Raw genomic sequence first — 20,728 nt, 5'->3', positions numbered from 1 at the left:
GACGGCGCATGGACAAGAACCAGTTCCTGTTCCTGCTCGGCGGCCTGAAATGGACGCTGGCGCTGTCCGCGATCGGCTTCGCGCTCGGCTCGGTCGCCGGCCTCGGCGTCGCACTGGCGCGCACCTCGGGCCGGCGCTGGCTCGAACGTGGCGCGGCCGCCTACATCGCGCTGTTCCAGGGCACGCCGCTGCTGATGCAGCTGTTCGTTGTCTATTACGGCCTCGCGCTCGCCGGGCTGAAGCTCGATCCCTGGGTTTCCGTCTCGATCGGCTTCACCCTGCATGCCGGCGCCTTCCTCGGCGAAATCTGGCGCGGCTCGATCGAGGCCGTGCCGCGCGGCCAGGTCGAGGCCGCCAAGGCGCTCAGCCTCGGCTATCTCGACCGGATGAAGGACGTCGTGCTGCCGCAGGCGATCCGCATTTCGCTGCCCGCGACGATCGGGTTCCTGGTGCAGTTGATCAAGGGCACCTCGCTTGCCGCCATCATCGGCTTCACCGAGCTGATGCGCGCCGGGACCATCGTCTCCAACCAGAACTTCAAGCCGCTGCTCGTGCTCGGCCTGGTCTGCGCGCTCTATTTCGCGCTGTGCTGGCCGCTTTCGCTCTATGGCGCCTGGCTGGAGCGGCGGCTCGTCACCGCGGCACGATGATGAATTCAACACAGAGGAGGGAATGATGACCAAAAAGACAATCCAGTTCAATCGCCGCCACATGCTGGCGCTCGGCGCCGCCGCGATCGCCTCGCCGTTCGTGCTGTCGCGCGCCGCTTACGCGGTGACGCCCGCGGAGATCAAGGCGCGCGGCAAGGTGCTGATCGGGATCCAGGGCGACAATCCGCCCTGGGGGTTCGTCAATTCCTCGGGCAAGCAGGAGGGCCTCGATGCCGACCTCTCCGAGCTGTTCGCAAAAGAGCTCGGCGTCGCCGCGGAATTTACACCGCTGGCCGTCGCCAATCGCATCCCGGCGCTGACGTCGGGACGCGTCGACATCCTGTTTGCGACCATGGCGATGCTGCCGGAGCGCGCCAAGGCGGTGCAGTTCTCAAGGCCCTATGGTGCCAACATCATCACCTTCATCGCGCCGAAGGAGATCGAGATCAAATCGCCGGCCGACATGGGCAAATATGTCATCGGTGTCGCGCGCGGCAGTGTGCAGGACACCGACGTGACCAAGGCGGCGCCTCCCGGCACCACCATCCGCCGCTTCGACGGCGATGCGCCGACCATGCAGGCGCTGCTGTCCGGGCAGGTGCAGGCGGTGGGCGGCAACATCTTCTACGTTCCGCGCCTCAACGAATCCAAACCCGGCACTTACGAGAACAAGCTCGAATTCACCAAACTCTATAACGGCGCCTGCACGCGGCTCGGCGAGAAGGAGATCAACGCCTTCGTCAACGGCTTCATCGACAAGATCATCGCCAGCGGCGAATGGGCCAGGATCTATCCGAAGTGGATCAACAACCCGCTGCCGGCTTTCCCCGACAGCATTCCCGGCATCCCCTTCACCGTCAGCTGAGGGAGAGTGCCATGTCGGTCACAGCCATGTCGGTCGCAGCCATGCCGGTCGCAGCCACGGCGGACACGATGATCGCGATGCGCGGTGTCAACAAATGGTACGGCACCTACCAGGTGCTCACCGACATCAACCTGGCGGTCCGTGCGAGCGAAAAGATCGTTCTGTGCGGGCCGTCCGGATCGGGCAAATCCACCCTGATCCGCTGCATCAATGCGCTCGAGAGCTACCAGAAGGGCGAGATCGTCGTCGACGGCGTCCATCTCGGCAGCCAAGGCAAGGCCGTCGATGCGGTGCGCCGCGAGGTCGGCATGGTGTTCCAGCAATTCAACCTGTTCCCGCACATGACGGTGCTGGAGAACTGCACGCTGGCGCCGATCCGCTCTCGCGGCATTCCGCGCCCGGCGGCCGAGGAGACCGCGCGGCGGCTGCTCGACCGTGTCAAAATCCTCAACCAGGCGGACAAATACCCGGCGCAATTGTCCGGCGGTCAGCAGCAGCGCGCGGCGATCGCGCGGGCGCTGTGCATGGAGCCCAAGGTGATGCTGTTCGACGAGCCGACCTCGGCGCTCGACCCGGAAATGGTCAAGGAGGTGCTCGACACCATGATCGGGCTTGCGACCGACGGCATGACCATGATCTGCGTCACCCATGAAATGGGCTTCGCCCGGCAGGTCGCCGACCGCGTGATCTTCATGGCGGAGGGACGGATCGTCGAGGAGGCGGAGCCGGAAGTCTTCTTCAGGGCCCCGCAGCACGAGCGCACCAAAAAATTCCTCGGCGAGATTCTGCCGCATCATTGAAGCCGTGCCGGCGCGGCGCGAAGGCGGTCCGGTGTCCACCCTTGCCGGACGCCTCACGCCTCCACCCGATACAGCCTCCACCGCTCCGGCACGCCCTTGAGCTGGTGCATGCCGTGATCCCTGAAGCTGATCGTCGATGGTGCCTTCAGCAAATCCTTGACCGCGCTCGAGACCAAGACTTCGCCGGCCCGCGCTTTCGCGGCGACGCGGGTGCCGATGTGGAAGGCGAGACCGACCATTTCGCCGCCGCTGATCGTATACTCGCCCGCATGCAGGCCGACCCTGATCTCTAGCCCCAGCGTGCGCACCGCCTTCTGGATCGCGGTCGCGCAACTGATCCCGGCAGCCGGCGCCTTGAACGTCGCTAGCACGCCGTCGCCCGTCGTCACGACTTCCTTTCCGCGCGAGCTCTTCAGCTCCTTGCGGACGGCTGCGTAATAATGGCCCATCACCTTGGTCCAGCGCGCATCGCCGAGCTTCGCGGCCTTGGCGGTGGAGCCGACGATATCGACGATCAGGATGGTGGCGAGCGCCCGCTTGAGATCGGTGCCGCGCTCGGCGGGGGGGCGCCGGAGCGCGATAGCTCCGGCCAGCGGCTCATAGCGATGGCTGCGGCGCCGCGCGATCGCGGCCTTTGCGTAATCCTGGGCACGCTGCGCCGTGCCGCACCGAACTGTCTTCTCCTGCGGCGAGCGCGTCCAGTAGACCTTGCGCCCGGCACCGGTGCCTTGGACCTCCACGCCGCCCCACTTCAGGAAAACCGCCGAGCCGACGCGCCTGACACACCACGCCTTCGACGTGTATCCCGATACGTTCGACTGATGGACTCCGATGCGAAGGAATTTTGGCATGAACGCGCGGCCAGTCGAAGGAACGTGGGCGGACCTCGGGCCAACGTATTCGCACATGCCTGCATTGGCAACAGGGCTCCTCGCACCTACGCTCCCCGGCGAGCCTCCTGCTTGCCGATCGAGCAGCGCCACGCCGCGAGACGTTCGGCCGGATGCTGCGCCATCCATTCGGCGAGCTGCGGCGCTCCCATCAGACAGGACTGCATCGTCACGTCAGCGAAATCCGAGGTCGTGACGATCTGCTCGTGGCAATCTGTCGGCGACGAGAGGCTGCAGAGCACGGCAATGATCTTGATCATGTCACGAGAGCTCCTTCGACGTACTCGGGCTCTGCGTCGCCGCCCGAGTGGTCGACCGCGGCTCGACGGGCCGCTCGCCGTCGGGATCGGCCCGCGGAAACACGGCGTCATAGTTAGCGCGCGCTTCGCGGATCAGCCGCGCACGCTCGCGCTCGGCTCTTGTGACCAGTCGAACAACTTCGCCCATATCGGCTCCACGGGGTGGCAAGAGAGGAAACTGACCAGACGGCCCTGATTGGGCGACCGGCTCACCGCGCAACCCGCAATCACGGGTACGATTCGTATCGCGTGCCGGCCGAACGCGCCGATGACCTCGCCGCATCGACGCTTGATGCCTTTTCGGCGCGCCGCTGATAGTCATTGGCCAGCATCTCGAGACGGGTCGCGACCACGATGTCCGTCATGGTCCGGGCCGCGCGCAGCAGGCTCTGCGCCGTCTCGAGATATTCCTTTCCTCGTCGTGACATCTGCATGGTCATAGGCGCCTCGCGCGGTTTTCTGAAAACATGTCGACAACCGACGGAAATCGACCGAACCAGTCGCGCTCACCCTGCCGGCGCGTCGCCAAACGTTCGACGCACTTTTTCGAGCAAAGGGGCTTTCGCCAAGAGTAGTAGCGGACTAGGCCAAACTTACCGTCGCACGCGGCACAGCGAGCGGTTCGACTTCCAGAAACTTGGGAACAGTTTGGCATTGTCGTCTCCTCTTGTGGTCGCGTCCGATGTGTCGATCACCTTTTCTGTTGCATCGAGGCAGCCGCATCGACTGTCCTCGACCAAATCTTGCGGCACCGTTCGCAACGCCGCCAGTGAACCCAACCTAGGCGTCCTGCGCGAACATATCTTTCAACAACGCGTCCGATATTGCCCATAAGCACGACTTCCATCGCGCGCAGGGGACGCACCCCGACGATTGCGCGTTTGCGCGATCGCCCGATTCCGGAACTGGATCGACGTCACGGCGACGCACGCATGCACCGTCAATCACGGCACATCGAGGCCATGACGGGCGGCGATGGCGACCGTCGTTCGGAGATGCCGGGGTGTGCGGGACGATGGCAAGCTGGCCGTGGCCGATGAGGATCAGGATTTCTCCGCCACGCCGCGCAATCGGTGGCGCGCGGGTCATCGGCAATCTTGCGTCAGCGAGATTTCAACCGGACGGCTGCGGCGAGCATGCCGCCTCAGCCGTGAAACGCAAACAGCTCGATCGGATCGCTGAAGCCGCGCACCTCGTATTTGCCGACATGCTCGAGCTCGAACTCCCGCTCGACCAGCTCGGCGAAGGCGCGCGAGAGCAGCACCGGTCGTCCGAGCTGCTTGGTCAGGGCTTCGAGACGGGAGGCCATGTTGACGGCGGGACCGATGACAGTGAAGTCGAGCCGGCTGGACGATCCGATATTGCCGTACATGACGTCGCCGACGTGGACGCCGATGCCGTAGTTCAGCGGCGCGCGGCCGGTCCCGTTGTTCCGTTCGTTCAGCGCGGCCATAGCCTGCCGGGCTTCAGTCACGGCGCGCAGCAGGTTTGCGCAGGCGCCGGGCCCGCTGAGCGGGAAAATGGCGAGCAGGCCGTCGCCGATGAATTTCAGGATTTCGCCGCCGTGCCGCGCGATCGGCTCCGACATCGCGTCGAAGTAGTCGTTGAGGAGATCGATGACGTCGTCGCGCGGCCAGTTGTCCGAGATCTTCGTGAAGTCACGGAGGTCGCAGATCATGATCGCGGCACGCACCGTCGTGCCGGTGCCGCGCCGCGTGGCCCCGGCCAGGATGAGCTCGCCGGCATGGGAGCCGACATAGGTCTCGAGCAGCGTTCGCGCCAGGCGGTTCTTGACGCGGATCTCGCTGACCAGCGCCAGCACCGGCAGCACGTTCTTGAGCGCAACCAGATGCGCGTCGTCGAAGCCGCCGGGGCGATCGGTCGCGAAGGTGACGAGATGGCGCTTACCGAGTGTGTGGTGGAGCGGCCAGGCGACGTAGTCGGTCAGACCTTTCGCGCGCATCTCGTCATAGACCGCGTGCCTGCGGCCGAGCGACGGATCGCCTTCGAGGTTCTCGCGGAGTTCGCTCGCACCGTCCAGCATTTCGCTGACAGGGCTGCCGATGAACTCGGATCGCTCGAGCACATCGAAGTCGACCCGCGAGATCTTCGCCTCGCGCATGCCATCCAACCACATGAAGGCGGCGCCGAGCCATTGCGGATGCTGGATCCGGACGTGCATCGTCGACCGCTTGAGCGGAATGCCCGCCTGCTGGAGGCGGATGCACATCTCGGCAAAGATGTTGTCGATGAAGCGCTCGTCGCTCGTGCCGTTGGTCAGCCAGTCGACGACGCCGTCGGATAGCGTGGTGGGGCGATTTTGGTCTGGCGCGGTCATACCCTGCCTGTTCATATCGTGCCTTGCGCGGCGGTCGGCATTGTCGGGGCAGATATCGTGTTCCGGCGCCGCTGCGTCAACCTAGCCAGGTGCATGGATTATGCGCATCCGCCGGGCGGTTGCCATCTAGCCGACGAGCTGAATCGAGCCCAGTACCGCCAGCCCTGAGACGAGTCCCAATCTGGACGCCTCGGTCAGCTCGACCTTCAGCGTGCTGCCGTCGGGAATGACAATATCCTCGCTATTGAGACGAATGCTGCATTCGCCGGAAACCGCGTAAACCAGGTGCGTGCCGGCGGACAAAGGCCGATCGCCGGGTTCCCTGAGTGCCAGCAACTCGATCTCGGCCGCGCCGCGCCGGGCCATCAGGTTGACGACCTCGACGGGACCCGCCTCGAGCGCGGTCACGATCTCCATCTCTCCGGTGAAGCGCACCGTTGTAAAAGGTTCACGCTCGTCAAAATCCTGCGTGGGCGACTTCAGCACCAGCCCACGCCCGCCGACGACCATTTGCAGGCGGTCGATGCCGGGCATGTAGGAGAAGGGCCCGGGCGCCACGATCGGCGTCGAGGCAAAACGCCAGAGCAGGCTGTCCCAATCCTTCGCCGGCGCGTCGGCGCGATGGGCATCCGCGATATCGGTGAAGATGCCGCCGCCGTTCTTCCAGGGCGAGCGGGTGTAGTCTTCGGACTTCAGCAGCGTGGTTTTCATGTCTTGAATTTATCCGGGAAAGCATGTGGCCGAGATCGCCCGCGCATCATGCGCGGGTTGGGCCGGCTTTGCCAACCGGTTTCACCAGCGATGAACTGCCGTCACGCCTTGGCGTCGAGGTTCAGCCTGGTGCTCAGCTCGTTGACGAGCGAATCCACGATCTGGTTCTGATAGGCCGAGATGCCGTTGAAATAGACCGGGCCGCCGGACTGCACCAGCAGGCCGCCGCCGGACACTTCGGCATCCTTGGCACCGCTCTCGGATTGGGTATCGAGCTTGCCCATGGCGTCGTCGAGCTGCGCGGCGGTCTTGTCGTCCATCTCGCCATTGGCTTGAAGCGTGGCGAGCAAGGCCTGGGAGGCACTGCCGAGATCGGCTCCCGTCCCCGTCTCGGCCGTCGCCGAGAACGTGCCGTTGGTCTTGCCGCTGTAGCTCTTGTAGGTCAGCGTCTCCGTGGTGGTGCCGTCGCTGTTGGTTCGATTGTCGAGCAACAGTTCGAACGCGCTGCCATAGGCGCCCGTCGTCAGCATGTTCGGATCGTTCGGATTCTTGTTCTTGCTCGCGCCTGTCTTGTCGGAGCCTGCGGTCCAGTTCGGCGGAACGGTGTAGCTGACGTTGGTCACGGCGCGAATTCCTGTGATCATTGCGCGGAAACATTCAGCCATTTTTGTGCCAGCGAAAGCGCAGTTGATTCCTGTCGGCTTTCCTTGTCGTAGCGCGCGGACTTCGCACAACGCTGCAAAAATTGCCCGGCAGTTTCATCCCGTCGCGCGATTGTGCGGAGCTTGCGCCTCAGTTCGTAGCCCGGATGAAGCGCAACGCAGTGCCGGGGGCAGCTCGCGCGATGAGGCTGTGCTCCCGGATGACGCTTCGCTCCATCCGGCCGCGCACCTCACTCTTTGTCAGGGGCATTGTTGGCCGTCAGCCTTCATGGCCGCACCAAAAGCCTTGCTGTCGAACTTGCCTATCTTCTCGGTGACGGATTTGACGAGATTTGGGGGGACGGATCGCTTCCCCTTGCCCCCGCCGGCGGCAACTTAGGTCAGAAATCTACCCCTTTTGGGTACCTTGCACGAAGCTTGAAGCGCCGCATAATACAGACACTTATCCAAAGGTAACCCGCTCGCGCCTCGGCCAGGCAATTGCGTAACGCGCTCCTCTCAGTGGGAGAATTGCAATGCCCGTGTTGGACTTGCCGTACTGGTTGATCATTGCAGGCTCCGCGTTGGTATTGGGCGGGCTCATTGGCTTAGGGGTCAGCCGCAACAGGCGGGTTGAGAGCGATCCCATTCTGCTCCCGGGCGATTTGACGGCATGGAGAGACGAGGGATCAGAGACCTCGGACCTTGCGGCTATCCGGGATTCGCACAACTGACGGCTTGCGCCCGTGGCCCATTCTGCGGAGCAAACTCTGGAGAGAGACATGACCCTGCACTTTACGCGCGTCGAGACTCCGGTGCATGAACTTGAAATCTGGATGGCGTGCAGCGGCGGATTTTCGTTCGTGATCAGTAACGAAAACCGCACCGGTCCTGGCCTTCACGGAAAGCCGGGCCTGGTTGCCTCATGGCGACCGGTCGAAGAAAACAAGTCCGCGATCAAGCTTGGCGGCTCCCCCTTCAGTACCTTCGCCGAAGCCGAGAAGGCCTGCGAGGCCGTCCTGGAGGCACTTGAGCAGATGAGCGAATCGCAAACGCCGAAGATTGCGTCCTCGCCGCAATGAAGAGAGACTCTGCTCGCCGGGGCATCGAATTCCGCGCCGCCGGATTGTACTGGCGTCTTACATTCCGCTCAGGCCGCTATCCACCGCGAGCGACTGTGCGGTGACGTAGACGCTTTCATCCGACAGAAAGAACAGCACGGCATAGGCGATCTCCCAGGCGGTGGCCTGCCGGCCGAAGGGGACGTGGCCCTTGCCGCGGCTGGGGCGGCCGGCGCCGGCTTCGCGGCCGTTGGGGGTGTCGACGAGGCCGGGATAGACGAGATTGGCGCGGATGCCGCGGCGCGAGCCGAGATGGGCGATGTTGCGCATCAGGCCGCCGAGCGCGGCTTTTGAAGAATCATACGCCGCCATCTGCGATCCCGCTTTCAGCGCGGCGATCGAGGAGATGAAGACGATGGCACCGCCATTGTCGAATTTCGGCATCGCTGCGCGGCAACAGAGCATGGGACCGCGAACGTTGACGTCGTAGATCCTGTTCCACTCCTCGGGGCTGACGGCATCGAGGCCGGTCTTGCCGAAGGTGCCGATGTTCAGCACCATGCCGTCGAGGCCGCCCATGGCGCGATGCGCCTCCTCGATCATGCGCTGGACGTCAGGCTCCGACGTGACGTCGGCAGTGATGGCAAAACCCTCGCCGCCTTCGTCGGTGATGTGCTTGACGGTCTGCTGTGCGGACGTCCGGTTGAGATCTGCCACCGCCACCTTCGCGCCCTCACGTGCGCACAAAATGCTCATGGCGCGGCCATTGCCGATTGGATCGGTGGCGGCGTCGAACACGCGCTGGCCGCCGCCGACGATCAGGATACGGCGTCCCTTCAGGCGTCCCCTGCCCGGCGCTTCGCCCAATGACTCCGCGCTTGGTGGACGGACGTAACGTTCCGGCTTGCTATCGATTTCCGCCATCTCAGCCGCCCTACTTCTTGCCGCCGTCATAGACCTTCATGCCGGCCGCGGGATCGAGATCGGTTTCGGTTGCCTCGGTCAGGCGCGCCATCATCATATAGAAGCCGAGCGCGACGATGGCTTCGACGATCTCCTGATCGCTGAAGTGTCTTCGCGCGGCAGCGAAGGTCGCCTCGGGCACCCGAACATTCTCGACCACCTCGCGGCCGAACTTCAGCAACGCGCGCTCAGCATCGCTTAAGCCGGCGGCATCGTAGTCAGCCCGCTCCACCGCATCGATCTGTCCTTGCGTGCAGCCGACCCCGATCGCGATCGGCACGTGCTGGCGCCATTCATAGGCGCCGCCCTCGAGCTGGGCGGCCTGCAAGATCAAAAGCTCGCGGTTGACGGCTGAGAGCTTCTGCTTGTGCAGGATCGAATTGCCGAGCCGCATCGCCGGGATCATGTTGGCCTCGGCATGGGCCATCATGCGGAAGATGTTGAGCTTGACCGGCATGCGGTCGAACGAGGCGCGGATATCGCCGCTCGTCGTCTCCGGATCAATCAGGGGCAGCCTTGCCACGCGTTTCTCCCTTGGGTTTTCGTTTCTTGTTGTCTTCGCCATTGCCCGCCGCGATCAGCGACAGGAAAAAGGCGAGATAGCGGTCGATCGCCTCGATCACCTTCGGCCGCGGCGAAGGTGCTGCGCCCATCACGTAATGCTCGAGGCGGATGTAGATCAGGCCGGCCGCGAACAGCCGCGCGGTCTCGCGCGGATCGGGTGTCGAGACCAAGCCGGCGAGCGCAAAACCGCGAAAGTAATCCGTCATCATGCTCTGCTCGCGCGCGTAAAAATGGTCGGCGAATTTGGCGCGGATGCCGGGCACGCGGTTACGCTCGGCGGTGATTACTTTCTGGAATTGGTGCTCGCGCGGGTCGGACCATTGCTCGACGAGATCAAGCGCGAACTGACGGCAGAACGCGGCCGGCTGGCGCGCCAGCTGCTTGTAGCGCGGCTCTTCCAACCGGCTCGCCGAACTGGCGGGGCCGTGCTCGGCCACGATCGCTTCGAGGATCGCGGCCTTGCCGGAGAAATGATTGTAGAGGCTGCTTTCGCGAATGCCGACGCGGCGCGCAAGCTCGCGCATCGAGGCGCCGCCATAGCCGCTCTGCGCGAACAGATTGAGCGCTTCGGAGAGGATGCGCTCGCGGGTCGTGGGCGCAGCCGCTTCCGCCGCGCTGGAGGTGTGGACAGCCATTTGGCTTGACTAACGAACGATCGTTCGCTAGTCAACCGTACGAACGATCGTTCGTTTCGCCAGTCTGGCGGCAGCGGTCGCGGCCCCGCAAGTCCGCTTCGGGCGCTGTTCTCGCGTTTCAACTCCGCTCCAATGAGAGGCGGAGAGCAATTTTGGGGAGACGACCTCATGGCGCGCTTTGCCCGCCTTCGCCTTCGTGCGGCCTGCATCCTGTTGCCGCTGCTCGCAGCCAGTGCCGTTCAGGCCCAAAGCGCGAAATACGATCCCGGCGCCGACGACAAGACCATCAAGATCGGCACCACCGCGCCGCTGAGCGGGCCAGTGTCCGCCTTCGCGCAGATCGCGAAATCGGCGGAGGCCTATTTCCGCAAGGTGAACGACGACGGCGGCGTCAACGGCCGGCGCATCCAGATGATCATCGCCGATGATGCCTACAGCCCGCCGAAGACGGTGGAGCAGACCCGGCGGCTGGTCGAGAGCGAGGAGGTGCTGCTGATCTTCGGCGGCGTCGGCACGCCGACCAACAGCGCCGTGCACAAATATCTCAACGACCGCAAGGTGCCGCAGCTCTTCCTGGGCTCTGGCGCCGCGAAATGGGACGATCCCAAGAACTTTCCGTGGACCGTTGGCTGGCAGCCGACCTATCGCGACGAGGCGATCGCCTACGCGAAGTACATCAAGGCGAGCCATGCCAACGCGAAGATCGGCGTGCTCTACCAGAACGACGATCTCGGCAAGGATTATCTGAAGGCGTTGGAGGAAGGGCTCGGCAGCGGCGAGGCCATTGTCGCGCGTGCGGCTTACGAGACCTCGGCGCCGACGGTCGATACGCAAATCCTGCAGCTCAAGACCGCAGGCGCAGAAATCGTGCTGGTGGCGGCAACGCCAAAATTCGCGGCGCAGGCGATCCGCAAGATCGGCGAGATCGGGTGGAAGCCTGTCACCATCATCTCCAATGTCTCGGCCTCGATCAGCGGCGTGCTGGAGCCGGCCGGCAAGGACAATTCCACCGGCGTGATCTCCAGCCAGTACCTGAAGGACGCCACCGATCCCGCATCGAAGGACGATGCCGGCTACAAGGAATGGCTGGCGTTCATGGACAAGTATTTGCCGGATGCCAACAAGAACGACTGGCTCAACGTCTACGGCTACACTATCGCGCAGACGCTGGTGACGGTGCTGAAGGCGTCCGGAAACGACCTCACCCGCGCCAATGTGCTGAAGCAGGCCACGACGCTCAAGGACGTAAAGCTGCCGATGCTGATCAACGGCACCGCGGTGAACAATTCGCCCGAGCACTACACGCCGATGACGAGCCTCCAGCTCATCCGCTTCGACGGCACGCGCTGGGTGCCGTTCGGCGATCTCCTGAAGAACTGAGCCCATGCGGCAGGTCAGGATCGGCAGCATGCGGATCGATCTCGTCAGCGAGATCCCTTCGCTTGCCTTCGAGAAGACCTGGCTGTTCGCCAACGTCACCGACGAGGTGATCGCGGAGAACCGGAGCTGGCTCGATCACCGCTATATCGAACCGGAGACCGGACGCTTCATCCTCAGCCACCACTCCTATCTCGTGCGCACGCCGCGCTGGACCGCCATCGTCGACACCTGCTGCGGCAATCACAAGCCGCGGCCGCGCGTGCCGGCGTGGGACAACCTCAACCGGCCTTACCTCGACAACATGCAGGCGCTGGGCGTTGCCCCTGAAGAGGTCGACTTCGTGATGTGCACGCACCTGCATGTCGATCACGTCGGCTGGAACACGCGGCTCCTCGACGGCCGCTGGGTGCCGACCTTCCCCAACGCACGTTATCTGATGGGACGCGAGGAGTACCGCCACTTCGAGGCCGCGCACAATGCCGCGCCGAAACGCCCGGTCAACCACGGCTCTTTCGAGGACTCCGTGCTGCCGGTCGTCGCCGCCGGCCTCGCCGAGCTGGTCGAGACCGATCATCGCGTGTTCAGCGATCGCGACGCAGGCTTACGCTTTGCGCCAGCGCCGGGCCACACCGCCGGCAACATGCAGATCCACCTCAATGGCGGCCACGATCATGCGGTGATGTCGGGCGACGTCATCCACCATCCCATCCAGTGCGCCGCGCCGTGGCTGTCGAATGCCGCCGACATCGATCCGGCCGCGGCGGTCGCGACGCGGATGGCGCTGCTGGAGGAGCTCGCGGACACGCCGAGCTATCTGCTCACCGGCCATTTTCCGGCGCCGACCGCCGGGCGCGTGATCCGGCACGGCGAGGCCTACAGATTTCATTTCGAGGATTAGGGGAAGCCATCATGATGCTGCGCACCGTCACGCTGTCGTTGCTCGCATTGCTGTCGGCGGCGCTGCCGGCACGCGCCGAGGATCCTGCCGCCTACCCCACCCACAAGATCAAAATGCTTCTGCCCTATGCGGCCGGCGGCGGCGGCGACGTGATCGGCCGCTTGCTCGCCGACAAGATGGGCAAGACGCTAGGACAGGGCGTCTATATCGAGAACCACACGGGTGCTGCCGGCACACTCGGCACGCAGATGGTCGCGGCGTCGCCGAACGACGGCTACACCATCACCGTCGGCGGCGTGACCACGCATGTGCTGGCGCCGGCGATCTATCCAAAACTGCCCTACGATTCGATCAAGGATTTTACGACGATCGGACGCATCGGGACGTCCTCGATCATGCTGGTGGCGACCAAAGACTTTGCTGCCAATGACATCAAGGGCCTGATCGCGCTTTCCAAGAAGGGCGAGCCGATCCAGTACGGCAGCTGGGGCGTCGGCTCGACCGGACAATTCTGTGCGGAAATCCTGATGCAGCAGACCGGCATCAAGATGGATCACGTGCCGTTCAACGGCATCGCCAAACTCGCGGGCGACCTGCTTGGCGGCCACATCTCGCTCGCGACGCTCGACATGGCGACCGCGACGCCGCTGGTGAAGGACGGCTCTATCAAGGCGCTGGCCGCCTGCGGCGAGCGCTCGCCGAGCCTGCCTGACGTCGCAACCTACAAGGAACAGGGCGTGCCGTTCGACCGCAGCCTGTCCTGGGCGATGTATGGTCCCGCCGGCCTCGCGCCGCCGATCGCACAGAAATTGTCGGCGGCGTTGAAGGACGCGCTGGGCGATGCCGAGGTGAAGGAGAAGCTTTTGGGGCTCGGCATCACGCCGCAATACGTGCCTGGCGACGAGCAGCGCGACATCAACGCCCGCGACATCGCGGCCTGGAAGCAGGTTGCCAGGGACGCAGGCATCGAAGTCAAGTGACGATCGCGAGCGATCAGAAGGGAGCGCGGGCATGAGCCGCATTTTCGGCGCGGTGCGCCAGAACGGATACGTCGTGCGGGACATCCGGGCCGCGATGAAGCATTGGATCGAGGTGATGGGCGTCGGCCCCTGGTACTACATGGACCGCGTCAAGACCGACTGGTTCCGCCATCGCGGCCAGGACTCCGCGGTCGAGATGAGCATTGCGCTGGCCAATTCCGGCGATCTCCAGATCGAGCTGATCCAGCAGCGCAACGATGCGCCCTCGCTGTACAAGGAATTCCTCGACGCCGGCCACGAGGGCCTCCAGCACATGTCCTACTGGAGCCACGACTATCAGGCGCTCTACGACAAGGCACTCGGGCTCGGCTACAGGATAGGCCATGAAGGCCAGATCGGCGGAGACAAGGGACGCTTTGCCTATTTCGACACGCAGGCCCATCCAGGAACCATCATCGAAATCTCCGACATCAGCGGCACCAAGGGGCCGTTCTTCGAGAAGGTCCGGCAGGCGGCGATGACCTGGGACGGGACGCGGCCGATCCGCGAAGTCGGCGGAGCGAAACCTTAAAATCCGACCGCAGGATTGCGACCGGAAGAGGCCGCAGATGCGGTACGACCGCGATCCATGGTAGCATGAACCTCGTGTCCGAACCTTCAGCGAGGCAAGCATGTCCAACACTGACAAGGTTTTCGCCGGCTCGATTCCGAAAATCTACGACGAGTATCTCGTCCCGCTGATCTTTGCCCACTACGCCGCCGACATCGCGAAGCGTATCGCGGCTCTTTCCCCGTCGACGATACTGGAAACCGCGGCAGGTACCGGCGCCGTTACGCGGGCCGTGACCGCGGCGCTGCCTCCCGGCATCCGTTACGTCGCAACCGATCTCAACGAGCCGATGCTCGCGATCGCGGCGCAGCGCCAGGGTGAGGACCCGCGCATGACATGGCGTCAGGCGGATGCCACCGCCCTGCCCTTTGACGAAGCCGCGTTCGACGCGGTCTGCTGCCAGTTCGGTGTCATGTTCTTTCCCGACCGCGTCAAAGGCTATGCCGAGGCAAAGCGGGTGTTGCGACCGGAAGGCACGTTCGTATTCAACGTCTGGGACCGCATCGAGGAGAACGTGTTCGCTGACGACGCCACCGCCGCGCTCGGAAAAATGTTTCCCGATGATCCGCCCCGTTTCATGGTGCGGACGCCGCATGGCTATCACGACAAGGCCATTATCAGAGCCGATCTGGAACAAGCGGGCTTCCGCCACATCTCGATCCAAACGCTTGCTGCGGTGAGCCGCGCGCCGTCGGCCGAGTATGTCGCGATCGCGCTCTGCCAGGGTACGCCGCTGCGGAGCGAGATCGAGGCCAGGGATGCCAGCAAGCTTCAGGCTGCGACCGACCTCGTCGCCGAGGCACTCCGATCGCGCCATGGGTCCGGAGCGGTCGAAGGCAAGATTCAGGCGATCGTGATCGAGGCTCGGCCGTAGGTGCGGACCCTCAGCGCAGGTTTGCGCGAAGCTCGCGCACGCCGCGTCCGAGCCGTTCCCGCAAGAGCGTCCGGAGCGTCGCGCCGTCCTCATAGCCGACCTCGGCGGCGATCGCATCGACGTCGAGACCGCTGCCATGCAGCAGTGACTGCGCGCGCTCGACTCGCAGATCCTGAAAGTAGGAGAGCGGAGACTTACCGAGCACCGACTCGCACCGGCGCTGCAAGGTGCGTGCGCTCGTCGCGAGCGCACTGGCGGCCTCCTGCAGCGAAAACCCTTGCTTGAGATGTTCGCGCGCCCAGCGCTCGAAACGCTGGATGAGCGGATCGGCCTGCGCGAGGTGATTGGGAATGATGAAGGGCGCCTGCAGGGAGCGCAGGTCGGCGAGCAGATAGCGCGACACGACGGCCGCGAGCTCGGGGCTCGCCTGGCGTATGAACCACAGCGCAAGATCGAGATGCCCCATCGCAGCGCCCGCCGTGACGACGCGGTCCGATGTCACCAGCATGCGTGCCTCATCGAGACGAACATTGGGGTAGCGTTGGCGAAACAAGGGTGACAGCCACCACGTGGTGGTCGCGTCCCGTCCATCGAGCAGCCCCGCCTCCGCCAGCACGAAGGTACCGATGCAGGACGCGGCGATGCGCGCGCCCTCGGCGTACCAGGACTGGAGCTGTTTCACTGCCTCTCTGACATCGCGCCGGTCGAGCGCCGGAATCAGCTGTTCCGGCCGGCTCGTATTCAACGCCGGCACGATGACCCAGTCCGGCTTCAGATCGGATGTTACCGATTTGACGGGGATCGCAAAGCCCTGCCCGGATCGGACCTTCTTCCGCACGCCGACAATTGAGACATCGAAGTGGGGCGCTCCGCCCGTTTGAGCGGCTGCGAAATTGTTGGCGATGGTGAATGCATCGAGCGTCACGGTCAGCCCGGTGTCCCAAAATCCCTCCAGGGCGAGCAATTGAATGCGCATGGCGGAAACGCTCTCAAAGTTGTCGTTTACGACACTACCGTTCGAACGGAAGCAAGCCTAGCTTGCGATGCAACGGCAACCGGAACGAAGGCCTTCATCGCGATCGATAGATAAGAGCAATCATCTGAACAAACAAAGCTATTCCAGATGTTCGCTCGAGGAATCGATGGCGTAAACGCCTCTAAAAATGGCGTTTTTGCCAACATTGCAGGAGGCCCTTGATCCGATACCGTCCACTGACAAGCAGCAATCCAAAGGAGCCCACATGAAAGTCATCGCCATCGGTAACATCGGCAAGGCACCGACACCCGAGCAGCGGCAGCAGATCATGCCGAGGGAAGTGCCGGCCACGCTCAAGCTCTGTCTCGACGGGAAGATCGAGCAGTTCTGGTTTCGCCAGGACAAGCCCGGCGTGATCTTCCTGATGAACGTCGAATCCCTCGAACAGGCCAAGGCGACCGTGGAAGCACTGCCGCTCGTCACCCACGGCTTCGCCACTTACGAGCTGATGCAAGTCGGTCCGCTCGCGCCGCTGGGCATGCTCATCCAGGGCAGGTGACCGCGCGTCAGACCGACGCGACGCTTCCACCAACCTTCCGAACCGGCCCGCATCGCCGCCGTTCCACGGCGGCGATGCAACGTGCGGCAATCGCTGCCGGCGAAGCATGACTAAATGAAGAGCGTAAACCTCGGAACATGGAGGATTTCAAATGAAGCTTACACTCGCTGCCGGTCTCCTGGCATTCGCCCTGTGCCTGACCTCCGCCGTCCCCGGACGAGCGCAATCACCCACGCCACCGACACCGACCACCCGAATTCTCGCGATCGGCACGGTAAACCCCGGCGCCGATGTCGCCGCTGCGCGCGCCATCCTGCCGATGGAAGTGCGCGAGACGGTGAAGCTCTATCTCGATGGCAAAATCGACCAGTGGTACTCGCTGCAAAATCGTGTCGGCGTCGCGTTCATCCTGAACGTCACGGATATCGCGGCCGCTCATGACATGCTCGAAAAGCTGCCCCTGGGGCAGGCTCATCTCATGAGCTTCGAGCTGATCCCGCTTGGCCCGCTCAATCCGCTTCGGCAGTTGCAGGGCATGTCGACGGGTCCACAGTAGACAGCCGGTATGCCCGTCGTCGGCGCCGCTGCGGTCGCCGACGACAAATATCTTCAGCTCAGGCGATGACGCGGCCCAGCGCGGCGCGCCGTCCTACCAGAAGCCCCGCTGCATCGGCTGCGCCGGCTGATAATACTGATACTGGCCGCGGCGGCGCGGATTGACGGGCTGCGGGTTCGGCTGCGGCTGGAAGAAGAAGCCGAAGCCGTTGCCGCCATTGCCCCAGCTGTCATCGCTTGCCATTTCCATCGGCGGCGGCGCGGTCGGCTTGCGGGTGATGAAGCCGCCCTGCGGATGATTGCTCAGCACCGCGACGAACTCGGTGCGGTAGTTGGTCTCGGCACTCAGCGGCTCGTCCGAAATCACGATCGACGAACGCGGCAATGCCGTCGGCCCGATGCGATCCCAGACGTCCTGCGGAATGGTGATGCGGTCGAGCGCGTCCTTGGCGTCGTCGCCGTTCTCGATCGTGACCACGCTCCAGCGCAGGCCGGTATCGGCCTTCGCCATCGCGGTGAAGATATGCGTGCCGAGCGGCTGGTCGGGATTGCGGATGGTGACGGGCACCTCGATGCTGGTGTCGAACACTTCGCCGCCGCCATCCGGCGCCGGCTTGTGCGTGTTCCGCCGCACGTAGAGCTTCTGCGTCGCGCGGCTGATGTAAACGGACACCGGCTCAAGCGCGAGCTTGGCGTCGGTCGCAGCCGTCACGGCATCGGCCTTCCTGGTTGCCGCGACCTTTGCGGCCTCCTTGGTGGCGGCAACGGCGTCGCGCTTCGGCTGCGCGGTGGCCTTGGCGGCATCGAGCGCCGACGCAGCGTCGGCGGCCTTGGTCGCAACCTTCTGCTTCAGTTCCTCGGCCTGCGCCCGCGCCTGATCGGTCTTGGCGGCCGCGATCTTCTTGTCGGCGAAAGCGAGCTCGGCGTCGGCCTTGGCCTTCTGCTGTTCCAGCTTGCGCAGCGATGCGGGAAGCGACGCGGCCTCCTTCGCGGCCGCGGCCGCAGCCTTCTTGGCCTCGGCGGCAGCCTGTATCGCCTCCTCGGCTTCAGCGGAGAGCTTGTCGGACCGGTTCGGCACGGCCGCGATGGCCTCGCGCTTCGGCACGAACAGCGAGGGATGAGTGAAATCGATCGGGGCCGCGTCGTTCGGCGAGATGATCACGCGCATGCCGATGTTGGTTTTGTCGAACAGGCCCTCGGCAAAGCCGAAGGGCATCCGCACGCAGCCGTGCGAAGCGGCATAGCCGGGCAGCGGCCCGCCATGCAGCGCGATGCCGTTCCAGGTGATGCGCTGCATGTTGGGCATCCAGGCATCGTCATACATGGTCGAACGGTGGTCCTTGTCCTTCTCGACGATGGCAAAGACGCCGGCCGGCGTCTCGCGTCCCGTCGTGCCGGTCGAGACCGGCGCACGCAGGATCCAGCCGTCGGCATCGTAGAAGGTGACCTGCTGGCTCTTGATCGACACGATCGCCATGATCGGCTCGCCGGCCTCGCGCGGCGCCACCGCCTCGGCCGGCTGGCGGGCCTGCTTGGCCGCCTCGGCGCTTCCGCTCAGCGCCGTCAGGGCAACGGCCGTTGCGAGCGCAACAAGTCCGGGGGGCCGCCAACGCCGCATCGCCGTGGTGGATTGCGCCGTCGTCATCAGGTCTTTCATGCCATTCCCCGGTCCAGTACCAGTCCGCGCCTTACGTCGATCACGTCAGATTGCGATCTTTGAATTAAGAATTCGCAGCCACCTTGCGTTCCGTATCCGGCAATATTCGGACCTATCAGGCGGCAAATCTCTCATATACGAGGGCTCGCGCGGGCGGAAGATGGGCTGGGGCCGGAGCTGGCCCGGGGCTGGTCACGAATCGCTGCGGCACAATGTCCGGTTAGTGGGTACGGCGCCCGATCAGCCGGGTCATTGCAGCGCCGAACAGGCCGAACAGCGCATACACCATGAGCGGCAGAGCGTGCGCGGCAGCCTGCCCGACCGGTTCGTGCTCCACGATTAGCAGGACCGCGAACACGGTCAGGCTCAGGAGGACGCAGATGAGGGCGGCAGCAAGGCCCAGCCTGCGCAGAACGAAGGCAAAGTCGGCGGTGGTCATGACCGCATCCGGGGCGAAGATGAACAGACCTACGCTAGACCCGCCCGCGACAGCAGGATGTGACCGTCATCACAGAGAGTCGGTTCCCGAACGCCGGCCGGCTCAGGACGCGACACCAACCGCCTTGCTGTCGACCGCCGCCTGGATTTCCGCATCGCTCAGGCCGGCCTCGCGCAACACCTCGCGCGAATGCTCGCCGAGGCGCGGCGCCATGCGATGGATGCCGGCCGGGCTTTCCGAGAATTTCGTCGCGGGCCGCGCCTGCCGGATTCGGCCTTCGGTCGGATGATCGATATCCGCAAACAATGCGACGGCGGCGAGATGCGGCTGCTCGCCGATCTCGGTGAGCCGGGCGAAGGCGGTGTGCGGCACGTCCAGCCGCAGCAGCAATTCCTCCCACTCCGCGGTGGTGCGGGTCGGCCCGATCTCGCTCATGCGGTCATAGACCTTGTCGATGTTCTGGGAACGAAGCACGGGATCGCGCACCCCGAGTTCCTCGATCAGCTCGGAACGGCCGACAGCCTCGAAGAAGGCGCACCAATTGTCTCCGGAGTAAGGCAGCATCGTCAGCCAGCCGTCCTTGGTCTGCACCGGGCGCCGGTTCTTCATCCGCTTGTAGCCGGTCGGGCCGATCGGCGGATCGAACGCGTGTCCGCCCAGCATCTCGATGCTGTTGAAGCCGGCGATGGTTTCCAGCATGGGGACTTCGACCATCTGGCCCTGCCCGCTGCGCTCGCGCCGGAACAAGGCCGCGGACACCGCGCCGACCATCGCCATCGCGCAGATCTTGTCGCCGATCAGGCTCGGAACGAATTCCGGCTCCTCGTCCGATCCGATCGATGACGCAAGGCCTGAAGCCGCCTGGATGATCTCGTCGAATGCGGGGCGCGCCGCCCACGGCCCGTCCTGGCCGAAGCCGGTCGCCGCGGCATAGATCAGCCGCGGATTGAGCTTTGCGCAGGCCTCGTAACCGAAGCCGAGCCGCGCCATCGCCGCGGGTCGCACATTGGTGACGAGCGCATCGACCGTCGGGATCAGTTTTGCCAGCGCGGCCTTGCCGTCAGGATGCTTCAGGTCGAGCGCGAGGCTGCGCTTGTTGCGGTTGACGGCCATGAACTGGCCGCTCATGCCGCGGTTCCGGAACACGCCGGTGTAGCGCCAGGTATCGCCCGCGGGCGGCTCGACCTTGATGACATCGGCGCCCCAGTCGCCGAGCATCTGCGCGGCGTAGGGGCCGAACAGCACGCTCGTCAGATCGAGAACGCGGATACCGCTGAGGGGACCGGTCGGTGTCATCGTCGTTTCACTGTCGTTGGAGGAAGCAACTGTGGGATAAGACGGGCGGGCAAGGCTGTGCCAGCCCGCCCGTCACACTGCGTCGAT

At 64.4% G+C, this 20,728-nt stretch carries 25 protein-coding genes; 11 read left to right on the top strand and 14 right to left on the bottom strand.

Translation table 11 applies throughout. The features are described from left to right. The first annotated feature begins 8 nt into the window (after window positions 1-8). The 3 genes from CT676_RS24375 to CT676_RS24365 are packed head-to-tail and all read left to right on the top strand — an operon-like array spanning window position 9 to window position 2,315. Entirely contained in the window at window positions 9-650 is a 642-nt protein-coding gene (locus CT676_RS24375) for an amino acid ABC transporter permease (RefSeq protein ID WP_063985335.1), read from the top strand. A gap of 22 nt (window positions 651-672) precedes the next feature. After that, on the top strand, window positions 673-1,515 hold the full coding sequence (locus CT676_RS24370) for a transporter substrate-binding domain-containing protein (protein ID WP_167768141.1): 843 nt from the start codon (window positions 673-675) through the stop codon (window positions 1,513-1,515). Between the two features lie 41 nt (window positions 1,516-1,556). After that, window positions 1,557-2,315 (top strand): amino acid ABC transporter ATP-binding protein, encoded by a 759-nt coding sequence (locus tag CT676_RS24365; RefSeq protein WP_085403328.1) that lies wholly within the window; start codon window positions 1,557-1,559, stop codon window positions 2,313-2,315. A 53-nt stretch (window positions 2,316-2,368) separates the two neighbouring features. Here the strand turns inward: CT676_RS24365 and CT676_RS24360 are convergent, their stop codons facing one another. From CT676_RS24360 to CT676_RS24325, 7 genes are all read right to left on the bottom strand, one after another. Then, entirely contained in the window at window positions 2,369-3,166 is a 798-nt protein-coding gene (locus tag CT676_RS24360; RefSeq protein WP_085403327.1) for an adenylate/guanylate cyclase domain-containing protein, read from the bottom strand. An 86-nt stretch (window positions 3,167-3,252) separates the two neighbouring features. Next, window positions 3,253-3,465: a hypothetical protein gene (locus CT676_RS24355; protein ID WP_014497603.1), complete on the bottom strand. Its 213-nt coding sequence runs from the start codon at window positions 3,463-3,465 to the stop codon at window positions 3,253-3,255. Window position 3,466: 1 nt separating this feature from the next. After that, entirely contained in the window at window positions 3,467-3,652 is a 186-nt protein-coding gene (locus CT676_RS24350) for a hypothetical protein (protein ID WP_085403277.1), read from the bottom strand. 79 nt (window positions 3,653-3,731) lie between these two features. Further along, entirely contained in the window at window positions 3,732-3,944 is a 213-nt protein-coding gene (locus CT676_RS24345; RefSeq protein WP_063985337.1) for a hypothetical protein, read from the bottom strand. Window positions 3,945-4,648: 704 nt separating this feature from the next. After that, on the bottom strand, window positions 4,649-5,842 hold the full coding sequence (locus CT676_RS24335; protein WP_085403326.1) for an adenylate/guanylate cyclase domain-containing protein: 1,194 nt from the start codon (window positions 5,840-5,842) through the stop codon (window positions 4,649-4,651). A gap of 126 nt (window positions 5,843-5,968) precedes the next feature. Next, entirely contained in the window at window positions 5,969-6,553 is a 585-nt protein-coding gene (locus CT676_RS24330; protein WP_085403276.1) for a HutD family protein, read from the bottom strand. A gap of 101 nt (window positions 6,554-6,654) precedes the next feature. After that, complete coding sequence (locus tag CT676_RS24325; RefSeq protein ID WP_135215557.1) at window positions 6,655-7,176, bottom strand: hypothetical protein; 522 nt, start codon at window positions 7,174-7,176, stop codon at window positions 6,655-6,657. An 800-nt stretch (window positions 7,177-7,976) separates the two neighbouring features. On the opposite strand from CT676_RS24325, the gene CT676_RS24320 reads away from it, so the two are divergent. After that, window positions 7,977-8,276: a hypothetical protein gene (locus CT676_RS24320; RefSeq protein ID WP_085403273.1), complete on the top strand. Its 300-nt coding sequence runs from the start codon at window positions 7,977-7,979 to the stop codon at window positions 8,274-8,276. Window positions 8,277-8,333: 57 nt separating this feature from the next. Here CT676_RS24320 and CT676_RS24315 read toward each other — a convergent pair whose 3' ends face one another. From CT676_RS24315 to CT676_RS24305, 3 genes are read right to left on the bottom strand one after another with little or no spacing between them, the layout of a single operon-like run. Further along, window positions 8,334-9,179: an SDR family oxidoreductase gene (locus tag CT676_RS24315; protein WP_085403272.1), complete on the bottom strand. Its 846-nt coding sequence runs from the start codon at window positions 9,177-9,179 to the stop codon at window positions 8,334-8,336. 10 nt (window positions 9,180-9,189) lie between these two features. Beyond that, window positions 9,190-9,741 (bottom strand): carboxymuconolactone decarboxylase family protein, encoded by a 552-nt coding sequence (locus tag CT676_RS24310; protein ID WP_085403271.1) that lies wholly within the window; start codon window positions 9,739-9,741, stop codon window positions 9,190-9,192. Continuing rightward, complete coding sequence (locus CT676_RS24305; protein ID WP_085403270.1) at window positions 9,719-10,417, bottom strand: TetR/AcrR family transcriptional regulator; 699 nt, start codon at window positions 10,415-10,417, stop codon at window positions 9,719-9,721. Before CT676_RS24305 ends, CT676_RS24310 begins: the two co-directional genes overlap by 23 nt. Before the next feature lie 168 nt (window positions 10,418-10,585). Between CT676_RS24305 and CT676_RS24300 the strand changes: the two genes are divergently transcribed. The 5 genes from CT676_RS24300 to CT676_RS24280 all read left to right on the top strand — a co-directional run bounded on the left by CT676_RS24300 (window position 10,586) and on the right by CT676_RS24280 (window position 15,159). Further along, window positions 10,586-11,797, top strand: a complete 1,212-nt coding sequence (locus CT676_RS24300) for an ABC transporter substrate-binding protein (RefSeq protein WP_085403269.1) — start codon at window positions 10,586-10,588, stop codon at window positions 11,795-11,797. Window positions 11,798-11,801: 4 nt separating this feature from the next. Beyond that, the gene (locus tag CT676_RS24295; RefSeq protein WP_085403268.1) at window positions 11,802-12,695 is read left to right on the top strand and encodes an MBL fold metallo-hydrolase; all 894 of its coding nucleotides are present in this window, start codon (window positions 11,802-11,804) and stop codon (window positions 12,693-12,695) included. A gap of 11 nt (window positions 12,696-12,706) precedes the next feature. Then, on the top strand, window positions 12,707-13,675 hold the full coding sequence (locus CT676_RS24290) for a tripartite tricarboxylate transporter substrate binding protein (RefSeq protein WP_167768140.1): 969 nt from the start codon (window positions 12,707-12,709) through the stop codon (window positions 13,673-13,675). Window positions 13,676-13,706: 31 nt separating this feature from the next. Further along, complete coding sequence (locus CT676_RS24285) at window positions 13,707-14,246, top strand: VOC family protein (protein WP_135215556.1); 540 nt, start codon at window positions 13,707-13,709, stop codon at window positions 14,244-14,246. A 100-nt stretch (window positions 14,247-14,346) separates the two neighbouring features. Further along, window positions 14,347-15,159, top strand: coding sequence for a class I SAM-dependent methyltransferase (locus CT676_RS24280; RefSeq protein ID WP_085403265.1), 813 nt, complete (start codon window positions 14,347-14,349; stop codon window positions 15,157-15,159). A 10-nt stretch (window positions 15,160-15,169) separates the two neighbouring features. Here the strand turns inward: CT676_RS24280 and CT676_RS24275 are convergent, their stop codons facing one another. After that, window positions 15,170-16,135: a helix-turn-helix domain-containing protein gene (locus CT676_RS24275; protein WP_135215555.1), complete on the bottom strand. Its 966-nt coding sequence runs from the start codon at window positions 16,133-16,135 to the stop codon at window positions 15,170-15,172. A gap of 265 nt (window positions 16,136-16,400) precedes the next feature. On the opposite strand from CT676_RS24275, the gene CT676_RS24270 reads away from it, so the two are divergent. Both CT676_RS24270 and CT676_RS24265 read left to right on the top strand, forming a co-directional pair. Continuing rightward, a complete protein-coding gene (locus CT676_RS24270) occupies window positions 16,401-16,694 on the top strand; it encodes a hypothetical protein (protein ID WP_135215554.1) in 294 nt (97 codons plus the stop codon). Between the two features lie 151 nt (window positions 16,695-16,845). After that, window positions 16,846-17,250 (top strand): hypothetical protein, encoded by a 405-nt coding sequence (locus tag CT676_RS24265; protein ID WP_063985350.1) that lies wholly within the window; start codon window positions 16,846-16,848, stop codon window positions 17,248-17,250. A 93-nt stretch (window positions 17,251-17,343) separates the two neighbouring features. Here the strand turns inward: CT676_RS24265 and CT676_RS24260 are convergent, their stop codons facing one another. The 3 genes from CT676_RS24260 to CT676_RS24250 form a co-directional block, all read right to left on the bottom strand. After that, complete coding sequence (locus CT676_RS24260; protein ID WP_085403263.1) at window positions 17,344-18,906, bottom strand: L,D-transpeptidase; 1,563 nt, start codon at window positions 18,904-18,906, stop codon at window positions 17,344-17,346. A 220-nt stretch (window positions 18,907-19,126) separates the two neighbouring features. Then, window positions 19,127-19,345 (bottom strand): hypothetical protein, encoded by a 219-nt coding sequence (locus CT676_RS24255; protein ID WP_085403262.1) that lies wholly within the window; start codon window positions 19,343-19,345, stop codon window positions 19,127-19,129. A 102-nt stretch (window positions 19,346-19,447) separates the two neighbouring features. Beyond that, window positions 19,448-20,641, bottom strand: a complete 1,194-nt coding sequence (locus CT676_RS24250; RefSeq protein WP_085403261.1) for a CoA transferase — start codon at window positions 20,639-20,641, stop codon at window positions 19,448-19,450. Window positions 20,642-20,728 lie beyond the last annotated feature (87 nt).

The organism is Bradyrhizobium sp. MOS001 (genome assembly GCF_004634465.1).
In the GTDB taxonomy this organism is placed as follows: Bacteria; Pseudomonadota; Alphaproteobacteria; order Rhizobiales; family Xanthobacteraceae; genus Bradyrhizobium; species Bradyrhizobium barranii.
Note: the sequence above shows the minus strand (reverse complement) of the source record. Positions and strands in the feature narration are given on the sequence as shown.